A 17,057-nucleotide genomic window follows, 5' to 3' on the forward strand; every position below is an offset into this window, starting at 1 on the left:
ATGGTTAGGATCACTATGTAATTTTATGATCTTGAACTTGTTCATTATGTTAGTTATATAGTGATTTCCGCAATCTTTCACTATATGATAAAAGAAACGGATGATTTCAATGAAAGGGAGCGTCGCTTTGGATCGGAAAAGTGGAACAAACACTCTTGGAAGGGCTTTGGATATTTTATTTGCGTTATCTGAGGCGAATGGAACATTATCGGTTAGTGAGATTGCGGAAAAGGTCAACATCCCGGAGAGCTCAACTTACCGTTTTTTGCAAACTCTTGAAAAGAACGGGATTGTGGAGCGTAGGGGCAAGAATCAGATCGGACTTGGTTTGCGTATTCTGGATTTAGCTCGTAGTTTGAACCAACAGATTCATCGTGAGTTATTATCACTTGCATTGCCTATTATGATCAATCTGATGGAGTCTACACAGGAAACTTCGTTATTGTTCGTCAGAACTGGAAATGATGCTGTATGCATTCAACATGTGAAAGGTCGAGGTCTTATTCAATTTGTAATAGAGAACGGTAGACGTTTGCCTTTACATCAAGGCGCTTCTGGAAAAAGTATACTGGCTTTTGAAAATGAGAAGACGATTGAGAAGGTACTAGCGAATATTACAAACGATCGGAACCGATCAGAATTGATTGATAGCTTGAAAGCTGTCAAGGAACAGGGCTTCGCTTGTACTGAAGGAGAATATGATCCCGATGTATTCGCGATTGGAGCACCGGTATTGGATAGTCATGGTCTTGTCGTGGCAAGCTTGTCTATTGCGGGTCCCTTATTTCGTGGGACGAAAGAGAGAATACCCGAAATGATTGATAGCGTTATGGAATCGTCCAAACATCTCTCCAATCTACTTGGAGGGGGATAGAAAAAAATCATCTATCACGATTAATCCCGATAGAAATAGTGGAATTAATGATTGACAAAAGAATGTTCTTGGTAATATTATTGGAATAAGAAATTTAATTATCGCATGTTAATAATAAATGACTGACCATAACATTGGAGGTCTTGTTTTTCGCCAATTGGCGAGAAACAAGGCCTTCTTCTTTTTTAGAAAGAATTCGCAATATTAGTTAAATGATGACTGAAGGATGCAAAAAAATTTATTTTTTATCCGAGTTAACAAATTAGTTTACTCTACTTTGAAGGGAGAGGAAGAACGATGACTGAAGCAGTGGCAGTTGAGTTCCAACATGTAAATAAAGATTATGGCTCCGGCAGTGTGCTACATGATTTTAATCTTAAGGTACCGAAAGGACAGATTGTAACAATTATTGGGCCATCGGGTTGCGGCAAAACTACACTGCTCAAAATGATCAACCGTCTTGAGGAGCCGAATCAGGGAAGAGTTCTTGTCGAAGGGCGAGATGTAGGAGCTGCAGATGCAGTCCAACTCCGACGCGATATCGGATATGTGATTCAACAAATTGGCTTGTTTCCACATATGACCATAGAAGAGAATATTGGCATTGTTCCGAGGCTTAAGGGAGCAAAAAAGGAAGAACGAAAAGAGAGAGTTGATCTATTACTGAACCTGATCGGTCTCCCAGCTGAACAATACAGCAAACGTTATCCCCATGAGCTTAGTGGAGGGCAGCAACAACGGATCGGTGTAGCTCGTGCACTGGCGTCAGACCCTTCCATTATTTTAATGGACGAACCTTTTAGCGCACTTGATCCCATCAGCCGGGTCCAGCTTCAAAAAGAACTGATCCAGCTGAATCAGCGGCTGCATAAAACGATAATTTTTGTCACCCACGACATTGAAGAAGCGCTGAAGATCGCTGATCGGATTATTCTACTGAAGGAGGGTGAGGTAATTCAGAACAGTACACCTGCGGAGCTGCTGGCTCATCCGGCAAACGACTTTGTGATCGAATTCATCGGTCAGGAGAGGTTTCGTCCTTCTTTTCCAAGTGGGATGGCACAGCATATTATGATTGACGGTCTCTCGATAAGTAATATCTCAACAATCGTAGAGGCACTTGATCTCTTGCGTTTGAATCAGGCTGATGCCCTTGCTGTGACCGGGAATTGGGGAGAGCTGCTGGGTATTGTAGGAATTGAAGAAATCAGTGAACATCTGCAGCAGGACAGCAAAATGAAGGTCGGCGATATTGTGAAAAATGGGACTCCCGCCCTCTTTGAGAACACACCAATTTCTGATGTGTTCGAACTGATGCAAAGTCAACGAATATTGCCTGTCGTGGATGATCAGAACCGATTAATCGGTACGGTAACCCGCTCAGGTGTTATTGAAGCCATTGGGAGACACTTTCACCGAGAGGAGACCAGCGCATGAACCATGTATGGGATACGTTAGCTGCTGACTGGCCGATGATCGTTGAGAAAATGGGAGAGCACATGTATCTGTCCCTCATTTCCGTCCTCATGGCGGGAATTATTGCAATCCCCCTTGGTATTTATCTGACCAGCCGCAAGCGGATGGCAAATACAATCATTACTGTAGTTTCTGCCATCCAGACCATCCCAAGTTTGGCCTTGTTCGGATTCATGATTCCGCTGGTAGGTATCGGCACAACACCCGCCATTATTGCATTAACCTTATATGCCGTGCTTCCAATGCTCCAGAACACCTATGTCGGCATTAATGGTGTTCATCCTTCTCTGATTGAGGCAGGAACCGGAATGGGCATGACCAAATGGCAGATGATGAAGATGATTCAGCTTCCGATTGCGCGCAGTGTCATCATGGCCGGCGTAAGGCTCGTCGCGGTGCAAACGATCAGCCTTACGACAATTGCGACCTATATTGCCGCAGGAGGCCTGGGAGACATCATCACAAGAGGCATTGCCATGATCAACACGGTTACCATTATGGAAGGGGCTATCCCCGTCTCGCTGCTGGTAATCTCCGTTAACTTCATTTTGCTGCTGCTTAACAGGGCGCTCACCCCGAAAGGTTTGCGGCATTTGAATAAATTTTAAGCTTTTACTTAGGGAGAGGGGAAGCAATCATGACAACCACAAACAAAAAAAGATGGAGTGTAATCAAAGGAGGCAGGCTGCTTATCACCTTTGGGCTGGTGTTGACGACCGTGCTGATAGCAGCGGGGTGCTCGAATTCCAATGCGTCCGGGCGCAACGATACCATCGTACTGGCCACAAAAGGATTCGCAGAGTCGGATATTTTGGCCAACGCCTTCAAACTCTTGGTTGAGAATGACACGAAGCTGAAGACAGAGATTAAGAAGCTGGACAACACACTGCTCTGGAATGCCATTGACTCAGGAGATGTGGATGCCTATGTAGAGTACAGCGGGACGGCCTTGATCAATATTTTGAAGCTGGACCCAGAATTTGATGCAGATAAAGCATTTAAAACAGTCGTAACCCAACTCAAGGAAAAGAACAAATTGATAGCGCTAGACCCCCTAGGGTTCAACAATACCTATGTCTTTACAGTACGTAGAGAAACCGCTGAGAAGTATGGGCTGAAGACAGCTTCTCAACTTGCTGAGAAATCAGGTGAACTGGTTTTTGGAGCCAGTGAGGAGTTTCTGAATCGCCCAGATGCCTGGCCTTATGTAGAGAGCATATACAAACCAAAGTTCAAGGAGACGAAATCCATTCAGGACCCTTCCTTGCAGTATCAGGCGATAAAGCAAAAGCTGATTGATGTGAAGCTCTCGTATTCAACGGACAGCCAAATCCTGGCGAATGACCTCGTAGCCTTGGAGGATGACAAGCATGTGTTTATTCCGTATGATGCATTTCCAGTGGTTCGTGAGCAGACGCTGGATGAACATCCGGAGTTGAAAGAAGTCCTCAACAAGTTGGCAGGAAAACTGGATGAGAAGGCAATGCAAAAGTTGAATGCAGAGGTGGAGCAGGATCAAAAGCCGGCACTTGATGTAGCGCGGGACTGGCTGAAAGCGCAGGGACTAATCAAGTGAGTTTTTCATGAGGGATCAATGATCAATAGCAATTGCGTTGTCTAACAACGAGTAATAAGAGAGGGTGATGCATTGTGAGTAATGATAATCGTCAGCTTGCGCTGGGGGCAATGATGTTTTTTCCGGCGGGTGAGCATATTTCAAGTTGGAGACATCCTGGGTCTGAAGCAGAGGGACTTCTTGATTTCAATTATTACAAAAGAATTGCGCAGACGGCGGAGCGTGGAAGATTTGACATGTTCTTCTACGCCGATGAACTGTATGTCTGGGACCGATTCGAATCGGGTATTAGCCATGCCAATAGCATTCGGCCGGAGCCGTTCACACTACTTTCCGCACTGGCGGCGGTAACGTCCCATATTGGTTTGGCGGCGACCATATCGACGACCTATAACGATCCGTATCATATTGCCCGGAAGCTGGCGACGCTGGATCATTTCAGTGGCGGGCGAGCCGCGTGGAATATTGTGACGTCTCAGACGGACGAAGAGGCCCGGAACTTCGGTAAGGAACGCCATCTGCAGCATGAGCTGCGATATGAACGTGCGAAAGAATTTGTAGAGGCAACGCAGGGGCTTTGGGACAGCTGGGAAGAGGATGCATTGCTGTTCGACAAGGAAAGTGGGTATTTTGCAGACAAGAACAAGCTGCACAATCTGGATTACGAAGGTACTCATTTTAAAGTAAAAGGACCCCTCAATATCTCCCGTCCGCCACAAGGGTATCCTGTTTTGATCCAAGCCGGAGCTTCGGAAGCCGGTAAAGAGGTAGCCGCGGCAACGGCAGAAATTGTATTTGCCCCTGGTGGCACATTCTCAGAAGGGAAAGCACTGTATGAAGACATCAAGGGAAGGCTTGCTAAATATGGCCGTTCTCCCGATGAAATCAAGATATTGCCTGCCTTGATGCCCATTATTGGGGCTACTGCCGAAGAGGCGGCGGAGCAGCTTGCTATTGTCGAGAATCTTACTCCAGACCGACTTGCGTTGGACTTGCTTTCACATTATATCGGGGTGGACGTTTCTGGCTATCCGCTGCATGAACCGCTGCCTTTCCTGCCTGAAGAAGAAGGCTTTAATCAGAGTAAAAGCGGTTTACAACGTATCCGACGTATCCTCAAGGAGGAAGATTTGACGCTGATCCAGCTTGCCAAACGGATAGTAAGCAAACGGGCTTTTGCCGGAACTCCCGAGCAGATTGCCGATCATATTGAGGAATGGTTCAACAATGGTGCAGCGGATGGATTCAATATTGCCTTTACTCACCTGCCTGGTGCTCTGGATGATTTTGTAGCAGAGGTAGTGCCCATTCTTCAGCGCAGAGGTTTGTTGCGCCTAGAATATGAAGGCACTACACTAAGGGACCATTTTGGACTCAGCAAACCAGAAAACCGCTATTCACAAGAAAAGATTACTTTAGGAACGGCAGAAAGATAACTCAACGAGGAAGTACAAATAACTCCAATGTAATGATATAGCAGGAGACCGAAAGCGAGGAGTGACTGTGAAAAGGATTGTTGCTGAACGAGGTGGCGTGCTGCGATGCAAAGGCTGGCGTCAGGAAGCGTTGCTGCGCATGCTGGAGAACGTGCTCGAGAACGGCGAGAACCAGAAGGAGCTGATCGTCTATGCCTCCCTTGGAAAGGCCGCCCGTAACTGGCCTTCCTATCTGGCAATTGTCGATACCCTAAAGCAATTGGAGGAAGACGAAACACTGGTCATTCAGTCAGGCAAACCGATTGGTGTATTCAGAACCCATCGGCAAGCACCACTAGTCGTGATGGCTAACTGCAATCTGGTCGGCCGATGGGCAACCAGTGAGAATTTCTATGAGTTGCAAGATAAAGGACTGATCATTTGGGGCGGCCTTACTGCGGCTGCTTGGCAATACATCGGATCACAGGGTGTCATACAGGGAACCTATGAAATCTTCCAAAGTATCGCAAGGCTACACTTCGGCGGAGATTTGAGAGGACGTTTCATTCTAACCGCTGGATTGGGCGGTATGGGGGGCGCGCAGCCTTTAGCGGGTTATATGGCTAATGCGGCAATCCTTTGTGTAGAGGTTGCGGAGGAGAGAATAGACAAACGAATCGATGCCGGTTATTTACAGCGAAAGACAGATAGCCTGGATGAAGCATTGCTATGGATTAATGAAGCTGTAAGCAGCGGCACAAGCCTGTCCGTTGGACTGCTCGGAAATGCTGCGGATGTCTATCCAGAACTACTTCGGAGGGGTGTCCAGCCGGATATTGTGACTGACCAAACATCTGCACATGATTTGTTATACGGATATATCCCAAGCGGCTACTCACCTGCATCCGCTGGTGTGGCACGACAAGAGCATCCGACTGAGCTTCAGGCTGCTGCTGGAGCTTCAATCGCGAATGAAGTAAAGGCGATGTTGGAATTCAAACAACGGGGAGCGGTCGTTTTTGACAATGGCAACAATATCCGTTCACAGGCAGTGCAATATGGAGTTACGAATGCTTTTGAGATCGATATTTTTACGGAAGCTTTTCTTCGTCCCCTTTTTGCGCGGGCTATCGGACCTTTCCGCTGGATTGCTCTTAGCGGCGAGGCAGAGGATATACGAATCATTGACGATTATATCCTGAAAGAATTTAGTGATAATGACATCGTGTCCAATTGGATCAAACTCGCGAATACGTATGTGCCGTTTGAGGGATTGCCGGCCCGTATAGGCTGGTTTGGGCATAAAGACCGCAGCAAGCTGGCACTCTCGGTTAACCAATTGGTTCGAGAAGGAAAACTTGCAGGACCAGTCGCCTTCTCCCGGGATCATCTGGATGCAGCTGCTATGGCTCATCCCAACATTATGACCGAGCGGATGAAAGACGGAAGCGATGCGATTTCCGACTGGCCGTTGTTGAATGCCATGCTCAATTGTTCTTCCATGGCTGATCTGGTGGCGATTCATTCCGGCGGAGGGGGCTATTCCGGTTATATGACAAGTGCGGGAGTCACCATTGTAGCCGACGGATCAGAGGCAAGTGATGTACGTCTTCGTACAGCGCTTGACAATGATACTGGTCTTGGCGTACTCCGCTATGCGGATGCCGGTTATGAGCAATCGTTGGCCGAGGTTAAAGCAAAGGGAATTGCCCGAATTGATACCCATCAATATGAAACCATTTCATCCACTGTGAAATAACATCGGGAAATGGTCCAACAGAAATTTCATCCAGGAGGAGATTTTATGCGGGAATTAACAAGAGATGATGTAAACGCTGCTGTCAAAGGCGGCTCTGTATTTGCCAGCGGCGGCGGAGGCTGGGTGGATCATGGACTGGAGATCGGACACGCGGCACTGAGCATCGGACGACCGAAGCTCCTGTCGGTAGATGAACTGCCGGATGACGCCATTATATTGACATGTACCGCAATCGGGGCACCTGCCGGACGAGACTGGCAAATGCTTGGAAAGGACTACATTAAGGCTGTTCAGCTAATCATTGAAAACTATGATGGCAAAATAGCCGGGGTCATGACTCCGCAGAATGGCATGTCCAGTACCATTAACGGTTGGCTGCCGGCAGCAGCCCTTGGTCTTGCTGTTATTGATGCTACTGGAGATATCCGCGCACATCCGACAGGCAAGATGGGATCACTTGGCCTCGCGTCTTCTATTGATTACGAGACGATACAGGCAGTGGCTGGCGGCAAACCAGAGATTGGCAGCTACATGGAACTTGTGGTTAAGGGAACTCCGGCACGGACCTCCAATATACTGCGTACTGCTTCGGACATGGCGGGTGGGTTTATTGCCGCCGCACGGCACCCGCTCCCAATCAAACATATTAAGAAGCATGCTGCGATCGGTGGCATCTCGATAGCGATTGAGTTGGGCCGTGTCATTATGCAGGCAGAGCCGGAGGGACCAGAAGCGGTGCTAGAGGCTGTGGTACACAAAACCAATGGAAGAATCCTCGGCAGAGGGACAGTGACGACAAAAAATGTTCGTTATTCAGGTGCTTTCGATGTGGGTACGATCGAAGTATCCATCCCCAACCGTAGGCTTACGCTTCATGTGATGAATGAATATATGGCTGTCGAGGACGATGAAGGTACACGCCTGACCACATTCCCGGACGTAATTACTACGTTTGACCTGAAGAAGGGTCTGCCTGTGAGTGTGGGAGATGTTGAAGAGGGTATGGAAATAGCGGTCTTCGCCATTGATAAATCCAAGGTACCACTGAGCTCCAGTGTAAAGGATCCCAGCGTATATCCCGAGGTGGAAGAAATGCTGGGCATCGATTTGCAGAGTTTTGCTTTTGACAAGGAGAAAACAATCTATGCTTGAGGAGAGCATTCTCTCGCTCAGCTCGAACCAAATTGTATTGGACGGAAGCCGCATGACCATTGAGGATGTGGAGAGAGTAGCTCGTTCGCAGAGATCCGTAGTGATCGCCGATGAAGCCTGGGAACGACTAGTCACTGCACGTAAAGTAATTTATGAACTAGCTGCAGAAGGCGTTCCTGTCTATGGACTGAATCGTGGAGTAGGCTGGAATAAGGACAAGGTCATCGGAGATGATTATTTTGAAGATTATAACCGGAATTTATTGTTATCTCATAGTGCTGGGGTGAAGCCAGAGGCTACAGAAGATGTCGTTCGTGCTGTGATGCTTGCCCGGCTCAATAGCCTGCTTGCAGGAGCTACCGGTGCTCAGCCCGATATTGCCAAACGTTATGCAGATTTTCTCAATATGGGTATTCACCCGGTTCTCCCGCTTCGCGGATCTGTGGGTGCGGCGGATATTACCTCGATTTCGCATATCGGTCTGGCCATGATTGGTAAAGGTGAAGTGCACATGGCAGGCAATCGTATACCAGCGAGCGATGCGTTAATGGCAATGGGATTGGAACCCCTGCGCCTTGGCCCCAAGGACGGTCTGGCTATCGTCAGTTCCAATGCTCTCTCAGCCGGAAACGGAGCACTGGCGCTCTTCGACATCGAAGAGTTACTGGATACCGCAGACTCTGTATACGCGCTGTCTTTGGAAGCCATTCGGGGTAATATTAGTCCGTTGGATGAAGCGGTTCATCTCAAGCGTCCTTTTCCAGGGCAGTTAAAGAGCCTGGCTATGGTCCGGCGTAGTCTGCGTGGCAGCGGACTCTGGAATGGTTTTAATCCTGATTCGCTGCAAGACCCGCTGAGCTTCCGTGACGCTTGCCAGATTCATGGAGCGGCAAGAGATGCTTATGCCTATGCGCGCCAGCAGCTTGAAGTTCATCTCAATAGCTCGGACGATAACCCCTGTGTGCTGACGGAAGAGCGAAGAATCTTATCCTGCGCCAATTATGACCCCATAACATGGACACTAGGCTTCGAGATGCTTGGAAGTGCGCTGCATCATGTATCCAAAAGTTCATGCTATCGCATGATCAAGCTGGGTGACCCGGACTTTACAGGGTTAAGCCGCTTCTTGACGGCTGATCCGAGCCGCTCCGTCGGTTTCTGCACGGTTCAGAAAACAGCAACCTCACTGGATGCAGAAATTCGTCATTTGAGTAATCCCGTTTCATCTGATTATTTCTCACTGGCGGGAGACATGGAGGATCATGCTGCCAATTCTCCTTACGTTGTAAGCAAGGTAAGAGAGATTGTTGATCGTGTTACTTATATTTTGGCGATTGAAGCGCTCCATGCTGCTCAAGCTACTGATCTGCGTATGGATATGACTCTAGGTGAGGGGACAAGAGCAGGTTATGAACTGTTGCGTTCCGAGGTTCCTTTTTTGTCAGAAGACCGTAATCAAACCATAGATATAGAGCGTGCCTACCTTCTGCTTAAGGAAGGGAAATGGCTGAAAGCAGTTCGTGGGAAGATGAATTAATTCTCTCAATAATGATGGAAAGAGGAGGAAGTACAATGGCACATGTTGATCCCCAGTGGTCTTTACGGGACCATTCCCAAGAGGGCTGGCAAATTCGTGCGGAGGTCAGTCCAAAGTGGATTCGCGTAAAATTTGACGGAGAGTTTATCGCAGACAGCAAGGAAGTTCTCGTTGTTACCGAAACAGGAAGACTGCCCGTTTATTATTTTCCGAAGAAAGATGTGAACCTTGACGTATTCAAACCTTCAGAAAAGCTGGTGAATGATCCGTATAAAGGAAATCAATTGTTTTGGCATATTAGCAGTGGTGGACGTACGGTAGAGAATGCGGTATGGAGCTATTCGGGTGCGCAACAGGAAGAGGTCTCTTTGCAGGATCATTATTCTTTTTCATGGAAAAAAGTAGATGCCTGGTATGAGGAAGAGGAAGAAGTATTCGTTCATGCGCGGGACCCGTTTTCCAGGGTGGATGCGATTCCGGCCTCACGTCATGTTCAAATCGAGTTAGATGGAGTAATTGTTGCTGATAGCAAGCGACCTGTGATTCTATATGAAACAGGATTGACCCCGCGTTATTATCTTCATCAGGAGGATGTGCGCCTTGATTTGTTGAAGCCAGTTGATTTAACCACAACTTGCCCTTATAAAGGGATAGCCAGCTATTGGACTGCTTCAGTTAATGGAAGAGAATACAATAATCTTGTTTGGAGCTATAAGGACCCATTACCAGAAGTTCATGAAGTTGAAGGACTGTTATGCTTTTACCATGAGTCTGTGGATGCGCTCTATGTGGATGGGGTAAAGTGGTCCCTATCTGCTGATGATCGCCTTCCTTACCGCAATATAGGATGGGGGATAAAGTGAAATGGTAAATCATCTGGATTCATCTATTGCCTGCTCTCTGCGTCAGGAAGATAAACTAATGTTGAAGGCAGATCTAAATCCACGCCGGGTTCACGTCACGTTTGCTGGTGAGACTATTGCGGACAGCACACGTGTTATTACACTTCATGAGCGTGGCAAGTTACCGGTATATTATTTTCCACAAGAAGATGTGACGCAACAATTTCTGGTGAAGACTGAGTTGCAGACCCACTGCCCTATTAAAGGGGATGCTTCTTACTGGACCATTCAAGTGGGTGAGCGTATTTCTGAAAATGCAGTCTGGGGTTATGAGAATCCACTTAAGGACATCGAGTCGATCAAAGGTTTTGTGGCTTTCTATTGGAACAAGGTGGACGCCTGGTATGAAGAAGAAGAGCAGATCTTCGTCCACCCGCGTGACCCATACAAGCGCGTTGATGCGATCCAAAGTTCCCGCCATGTTCAGATCGTTCTTGATGGCATCAAGCTTGCAGATAGCCGCCGCCCGGTGATCGTATTTGAAACGGGAGTTCCCGTTCGCTATTATCTTCCGGTAGAAGACGTGGATCAGAATGTGCTTACCGCAAATGACAAGCAGACATCCTGCCCTTATAAAGGTGATGCATCCTACTGGACGGCTGTCCTCAATGGACAGACCTATGAGAATATCGTGTGGAGTTATCTAAATCCAATTCCCGAAATTCCAAAGATTGCTGGATTGATGTCGTTTTATAATGAGCAAGTCGATGTCTATGTGGATGGCGAGTTACAGCCCAAACCAAAATGGTACTATTCTGCACTTGAATTCTTTAATGAAACTGAAGTAACTGTCAGAAGACAATGATGAGTGTGTGATGGGGGACTCTGTCTGCTGCATAAGCGGATAGAGCCCTTTTTTTTGATGATTGCCTCAAAAGCCTTGTCAATACACAACGATTTGAATACCTTATGACATAACACAAAAGAGGAGGAGATTACATGAGTGAAGTAGGATATGGAAATGTTGGAGGTCTTGGTGGATACGGTGGTTTCACATCCATCGGAGCAATCCTTGTTCTGTTCATCTTGTTGGTCATCATCTCTAAAGCTTTCCTGGTTTAATTCTTACGCTCTTTGGAGGGCTCTACCGGCATAACGCTGGTAGAGTCTTTTTGTCATGATCACAATTTGAAAGCGTTTGACATATTGAATTATCAATCTATAATTATGGAGTTATGCATTCAACATAGAATGGATGAAGTTAAGGAGAATAGGTTGGAATGACACTTAAAAAAAGAATCTTTTTACTGTTTTTTCTCAGTGCGTTTATTCCCTTCATTAGTATAGTTGCGATTTCCTACTACACCATTGATTCCATTTTTGCGAACAAGATCGATGATGGCATTCGGAGCAATTTACAGCAAGTGACTTCCTCACTGGAGAATTCGATTACCAACCTGAATCATGTTACTCAGCAATTATCCTACAGTGGAACATTAGGCAAAAAGTTGGATGAGGTGTTAAAGCCGTCCTCCAATATATTTGAATTGATTGAAACTCGGGATGAACTAAAGAGCGAATTAAATGTCGTAACTTTTACCAACCCGAATATCGGTTTGACATTGTATTATTTTCAGAAGGATGGCTCCACACAGTTTGGAAACTTTCCTATAAAGGATCGTTTTGCACCCGAATCTTTGCCTGTGCTCTCCAAAGCATATGGGATTACCTACTATGGTCCTCATGTCAGTATGAACCGGTTTGATGATCAGCTCGTTTTATCCGCCATGCGGAAGGTAAAATTACCCCAGAGGGACGATGTTTATATTTACGTTGAATCCGGTTTTCACCTTGCACAGGATATATTGGGTTACAATCAGTACAAAGGAGATTTATCCCACTTGATCCTCGATGGAGAGGGGAATATTGTGTATAGTGAGATTCCGGAAGCGATGAGAGTCGGGGAGAATTTCTCCAGCTTTTCGAATGGTGCAGCATCCGACGGAATAGCTCGCGATTATCATTGGTTCAGACAGGGTTCCACTCAGAACTGGAGCGTTGTGTCGGTGATCTCGCAGGCCAAGTATCAACAGGAGAAAAACCAGTGGTTGCTTCAAATATTACTGGTCGCTTTATTTTTCCTGGGCTTTACGGTATTTCTGGCTTGGCTGCTGTGGAAGATGGTTTATAAACCCCTCGGTCTGTTCCATTCGGAGATCAACGGCATGTCTCAAAATCCACAAACGGCAGGCAGTCAGACCCGCACGCAGATTCCAGAATTTGATTTTCTGTTAGGCGAATTCTCGAATATGCAGCATCAAATCGGTGACCTCTTCAAAGAGGTGCAGCAGAAAGAGAAAATTCGTGCAGACCTTGAAGTGGAGAAGCTGCTGTACCAGATCAATCCTCATTTTTTGATGAATACGCTGGATACGGTCCACTGGCTGGCGGTAATGAATGGACAAGGGGAGATTGACAAGCTGGTGCAGTCCCTGAATAAGCTGTTGTATTACAATTTGGGTAAATTAGGACAGGTTTCCACAATGGAAGAGGAAATTGACGCGCTTAGACAGTACTTGATCCTGCAGCAAATCCGCTATGATTTTGAATTTGATGTGCGTATTTCGGCTGATGAACAAGTGCTTCAAATACCTGTACCTCGTTTTATTCTACAGCCACTGGTTGAAAACTCACTTTACCATGGACTGAGCGACGAAGGTTTTATTCAAATTGAAGTAACACGCAAAGAAACGCTGAACATTATGATTCAGGATAATGGAGCTGGCATGACGGAGGAAGCGATTGAAAGACTTCTGAACAATCGTGTAGCAGATCATCAAAAAGTAGGGATGGGCATCGGGCTCAATTATGTTCACCGCATGTTACAAGCACAATACGGGGATCAAGCTCAACTGGTGATTGAGAGTGAACTGGGAACTGGCACAAGCATATTGCTTATACTTCCGATCAAAGGAGAAGATATCTCGGCATGATTAAGGTATTGATTGTGGATGATGATAAATTGGTACGAAAAGGAATAAGCTCCGCAATGCCGTGGAACGATTTCGGCATGGAGGTTGTTGGAGAAGCAAGTAACGGGGCTAAGGCGCTGGATTTTCTGGAATCCAACTCGGTGGATCTGATGCTAACGGATCTTGCGATGCCCGTGATGTCAGGCATTGAACTGATGCGCGCTGCAAGGCAGCTATACCCGGAACTTCATATTGTCGTGCTTACTCTTCATCAGGATTTTGATTATATCCAGGAAGCGCTTCGGCTGGGAGCGATCGACTATATAGCCAAAGTTCAGCTTGAGAAGGAACAATTCGAACATGTACTGAATCGAATACATACCCGGATTGGTGAGCTCACGAATACAAGACGAAAGTTGCCGCAGCTAGGTGAAATCAACGTCCATTATCGTAAAGTGTATGCACTTGTTTCACTGGACCGAAAATCTGGCCAGATCTGGCCCATTGGATTCGAATCCGGTTCAGACGAGGTCCAATTTGAAGTAGAACGGAACAGCTGGATGTGGGCGGTACCTCAGGGTGGAGAGGATCAGCTATTTGATAGATTGAAGGGATATTTGGATCAAGTTCCTCAAGGTGCGCTACTGGTGTTGTCTGAAGTACAGGAACGGACATGGTCGCAAATTCAAAACTGGATTATAAACTATACAGAAACGTCCTTATTTTATGCGTATGAACCCCAAGATCCGGTTATTGCCGTTTCCATGAATGAAGAAGATACAGCTCCAACAGAACCTCGGGATGAGGACATGGATCGTATTAAGCGAAGTTGGTTTCTATCTCCGTGGACGCATAACGATAATTATTATAATCAGCTTGTTGAAGAGTTTAAATCTCTAAGGCTGCAAAAAGGGCAGCTGATGGGATTACTGTACTCCCTGGTCATGGAGTGGAACCATCTTTTCGCACAGACTACACTGGGCAGAATCTCAATGATCCATTCTTTTCAATCCTGGTACGAAGTGGAACAGTGGATCAAGCAGACCTCTGAGAGTATTCGAAAAGCGGATGAACAGGTTTCTTATTCTCAGGAAATGATAGATGGAGTGAAAAAAGCCGTGATGATTATGCAGAATGATTTGGATCAGGCATTTACAGCTTCAGGGCTGTCCCAGCAACTCAACATTAGCCGCAGCTATTTCAGCCAATGCTTCAAGGACATCATGGGAAAAACCTTTAATGATTATTCCCGATATATACGAATGGAGAAGTCTAAAGAGTATTTATTGAACACAAACAACACGATTTTCTGGATTGCAGAGCGGGTGGGTTATACGGATGAGAAATATTTCAGCCGAATCTTTCGCGAACTGACAGGCGTGCTGCCTAGTGAATATCGGCAGTTAGGCAGAGCGGACAAATAGTGTGCGCTCCACACAACCGACTGACAATCCGGTGAAAGAAGGGAAAGCAATGATCAAGAAGATGGCTGTGTGTGTTGTTGTCGTCAGCTTGATTGCAGGTATCGTATTTTTCAGTATTTCATACTTTCGGGAATCGCCAATTGGTCCAACGACAACCGCTCCTGACACAGCTGCCACCGAGCCATTCGGTAAATATGAACATCCCGTTTCCATCCGGTTGGGATATGTGGTTGACCCCACAGGTACGGATCTCTCCGAAGGAGAGACATTAGAAAAGAATATGTGGAAAACGATGATTAAGCAAAACCTCAACATTGACGTCGAGGTCATGTGGCAGGTATCTAAGGAGAATTTTGGACAGAAAATAGATCTGGCTATTGCCAGCAATGATTTGCCTGATGCGATGATCGTTAATCAAGTTCAGTTGAATGAGATGGTCAAAGCGGGAGAAATTGAAGATCTGACCAAGGCATATGCAAGCAGCGCTTCACCTGAGATGAAAAAAATTATCGACAGCACCAATGGATTGGCTCTGGAACAAGTGACCTTTGAAGGGAAAATGATGGCTGTTCCGTCTGTAACGGCGGAGGACTTCAGTATGCTCTGGATCAGGCAGGACTGGCTGGATCGTCTTGGATTAAAACCACCAAAAACAGTGGACGAATTGGAAGCTATCGCGAAGGCCTTTGTGGAGCAGGACCCGGATGGAAACGGAAAACGGGATACGATCGGGCTTGCCTCAAGCACAAGTCTGTTTAACGATTTCAACAACAGCGCTTTTGCTTTTGATCTAACGCCAATCTTCGCAGCTTATGGAGCTTTCCCTGGATATTGGCTCGAAAAAGATGGAAAACCTGTATACGGTTCGATTCTACCAGAGACAAGGAACGCCTTGGTCAGACTTCGTGATATGTATGCCAAAGGTCTCCTTGATCCAGATCTGGGTATTCGCAAAGAACCTGAGGAAACCGTCATTAGCGGGCAGGCGGGGATGTTCTTTCAAGGTTTCTTTGCAGGCTACTGGCCGCTCCCAAGCGCTTGGCTGAATGATCCCAAGGCGAATTGGCAGGCTTACGCGCTCCCACTGGATGCATACGGAGCATTTCGTGTGAAGGTGGATAATCCCTCAAGTTCTTTCCTGGTGGTTCGCAAAGGGTATGCTCATCCCGAAGCGATCATCAAGATAAACAATCTATACCTCCGTGATGAGTTCAAGTATGGTACCAGTTTTATGCTCAGCCGCAATTTCTTTGCTCCAGCAGATGAAGCACGATTTGAATCCAAAGCCGTGCAGGAGATTCTGGCCGGAACCAAAACCCCAGCTGATTTTAAGGACAAGTCCGAATATAAGCTGCTGGAAAATACAGTTTCGACGATAAAACAAACCAAGCTAAAGCCTTATGATCAACTTGGCATTTCGTATTGGGATCAGCACAACGAGAACTTTATGCGTGGTTATTCACTGCTCGTGGGTGGAAGAAACTTCTTTGATCCGAATATCCATAAAGTTCGAAGCCTTACCTATAAACGAACGCCTGCGGTGGAGAGATTGTGGAGCAAACTGTCCAAGCTGGAACATGATACGTTTTTGAAAATTATTTTAGGCGCTGCACCGATCGATTCATTCGATCAATTTGTACAAGAGTGGAAAGAACAGGGAGGCGACCAAGTGACTGCTGAAGTGACTGCTTCACAAAATCAACGCTGAAATGCTAACATATCTGCGTGAATCCCCACGCTTTTTACTCAATTCGATCATTCATAGCCGGTAGACTCCTGTTTAAGGAGTTTGCCGGTTTTTCTTTGTGCCACACTAGCTGTGGTACCCTAACTTATTAACGAGGATAGACAAATGTAAGTCAGTAGGTGAGATAAATGTTCACAACCTTCATGTTGATCGTTGATCCGAGCGAAAACTGTATACATTTCTCTATCCAAACTAGCGTTTAATCCCTATCTCGATTAAGCTTCTCCAAGTTTTATAATGAAAGCGCAAACAACATGATAGAGAAATAATCAGAACGAAGGGG

Annotated in this window: 14 protein-coding genes; all 14 read left to right on the plus strand. The window is 46.3% G+C overall.

Going from position 1 to position 17,057, the window contains the following annotated elements; translation table 11 throughout:
• Positions 1 to 127 precede the first annotated feature (127 nt).
• The 14 genes from AC3ITG_RS14770 to AC3ITG_RS14835 all read left to right on the plus strand — a co-directional run bounded on the left by AC3ITG_RS14770 (position 128) and on the right by AC3ITG_RS14835 (position 16,735).
• Complete coding sequence (locus tag AC3ITG_RS14770; protein WP_489254186.1) at positions 128 to 874, plus strand: IclR family transcriptional regulator; 747 nt, start codon at positions 128 to 130, stop codon at positions 872 to 874.
• 297 nt (positions 875 to 1,171) lie between these two features.
• A complete protein-coding gene (locus AC3ITG_RS14775; RefSeq protein ID WP_489254187.1) occupies positions 1,172 to 2,311 on the plus strand; it encodes an ABC transporter ATP-binding protein in 1,140 nt (379 codons plus the stop codon).
• On the plus strand, positions 2,308 to 2,958 hold the full coding sequence (locus AC3ITG_RS14780) for an ABC transporter permease (RefSeq protein WP_489254188.1): 651 nt from the start codon (positions 2,308 to 2,310) through the stop codon (positions 2,956 to 2,958). Before AC3ITG_RS14775 ends, AC3ITG_RS14780 begins: the two co-directional genes overlap by 4 nt.
• 29 nt (positions 2,959 to 2,987) lie before the next feature.
• Positions 2,988 to 3,926 (plus strand): ABC transporter substrate-binding protein, encoded by a 939-nt coding sequence (locus AC3ITG_RS14785; RefSeq protein WP_489254189.1) that lies wholly within the window; start codon positions 2,988 to 2,990, stop codon positions 3,924 to 3,926.
• Between the two features lie 74 nt (positions 3,927 to 4,000).
• On the plus strand, positions 4,001 to 5,362 hold the full coding sequence (locus AC3ITG_RS14790) for an LLM class flavin-dependent oxidoreductase (RefSeq protein ID WP_489254190.1): 1,362 nt from the start codon (positions 4,001 to 4,003) through the stop codon (positions 5,360 to 5,362).
• A gap of 61 nt (positions 5,363 to 5,423) precedes the next feature.
• The gene (ertB, locus tag AC3ITG_RS14795; RefSeq protein ID WP_489254191.1) at positions 5,424 to 7,100 is read left to right on the plus strand and encodes a thiourocanate hydratase; all 1,677 of its coding nucleotides are present in this window, start codon (positions 5,424 to 5,426) and stop codon (positions 7,098 to 7,100) included.
• A 45-nt stretch (positions 7,101 to 7,145) separates the two neighbouring features.
• On the plus strand, positions 7,146 to 8,252 hold the full coding sequence (gene ertC, locus AC3ITG_RS14800; RefSeq protein ID WP_489254192.1) for a thiohydantoin desulfurase: 1,107 nt from the start codon (positions 7,146 to 7,148) through the stop codon (positions 8,250 to 8,252).
• The gene (locus AC3ITG_RS14805; RefSeq protein WP_489254193.1) at positions 8,245 to 9,789 is read left to right on the plus strand and encodes an HAL/PAL/TAL family ammonia-lyase; all 1,545 of its coding nucleotides are present in this window, start codon (positions 8,245 to 8,247) and stop codon (positions 9,787 to 9,789) included. Before ertC ends, AC3ITG_RS14805 begins: the two co-directional genes overlap by 8 nt.
• Positions 9,790 to 9,824: 35 nt before the next feature.
• The gene (locus tag AC3ITG_RS14810) at positions 9,825 to 10,652 is read left to right on the plus strand and encodes a DUF427 domain-containing protein (protein WP_489254194.1); all 828 of its coding nucleotides are present in this window, start codon (positions 9,825 to 9,827) and stop codon (positions 10,650 to 10,652) included.
• 1 nt (position 10,653) lies between these two features.
• The gene (locus tag AC3ITG_RS14815; RefSeq protein WP_413378488.1) at positions 10,654 to 11,496 is read left to right on the plus strand and encodes a DUF427 domain-containing protein; all 843 of its coding nucleotides are present in this window, start codon (positions 10,654 to 10,656) and stop codon (positions 11,494 to 11,496) included.
• A gap of 134 nt (positions 11,497 to 11,630) precedes the next feature.
• A complete protein-coding gene (locus tag AC3ITG_RS14820) occupies positions 11,631 to 11,753 on the plus strand; it encodes a sporulation protein YjcZ (protein ID WP_079697598.1) in 123 nt (40 codons plus the stop codon).
• 158 nt (positions 11,754 to 11,911) lie between these two features.
• On the plus strand, positions 11,912 to 13,624 hold the full coding sequence (locus AC3ITG_RS14825) for a sensor histidine kinase (protein WP_449009013.1): 1,713 nt from the start codon (positions 11,912 to 11,914) through the stop codon (positions 13,622 to 13,624).
• A complete protein-coding gene (locus AC3ITG_RS14830) occupies positions 13,621 to 15,027 on the plus strand; it encodes a response regulator transcription factor (RefSeq protein WP_163752919.1) in 1,407 nt (468 codons plus the stop codon). The genes AC3ITG_RS14825 and AC3ITG_RS14830 overlap by 4 nt, the downstream gene beginning before the upstream one ends.
• 49 nt (positions 15,028 to 15,076) lie before the next feature.
• Positions 15,077 to 16,735, plus strand: a complete 1,659-nt coding sequence (locus tag AC3ITG_RS14835) for an extracellular solute-binding protein (RefSeq protein ID WP_489254195.1) — start codon at positions 15,077 to 15,079, stop codon at positions 16,733 to 16,735.
• The last annotated feature ends 322 nt before the right edge of the window (positions 16,736 to 17,057 follow it).

This window comes from Paenibacillus sp. GL_099_B, from assembly GCF_057835695.1.